Raw genomic sequence first — 277 nt, 5'->3', positions numbered from 1 at the left:
CCGGCGCCGCCTGGACCATGCTGGACCCGCAACTGCCACCGGCCAGGCTGGCGTACCAGACCAGCGACTCCGGTGCCCGACTGGTGTTGACGACCACCGACCTGACCCCACTCGCACCCCAGGACACGCCGCTCTGGGAGCTGGACCAACCGGAGCCACCTGCGGTCCCCGACGCAGCGGACCTACCCGATGTGGAGGTTCGCCCGCAGGATCCGGCGTACCTGCTCTACACCTCCGGCTCGACCGGCACACCCAAGGGCATCCTGGTCCCCCACCG

The 277-nt window shown here is 70.8% G+C and carries 1 protein-coding gene; it reads left to right on the top strand.

The features are described 5' to 3' along the window. On the top strand, positions 1–277 hold a 277-nt coding region (locus ACPXB1_RS30710), incomplete at both ends, for an AMP-binding protein (protein WP_425736190.1).

The organism is Micromonospora sp. DT68 (assembly GCF_049847245.1).
Lineage (GTDB): Bacteria > Actinomycetota > Actinomycetes > Mycobacteriales > Micromonosporaceae > Micromonospora > Micromonospora profundi.
This window is presented reverse-complemented; position numbering and strand designations above follow the sequence as displayed.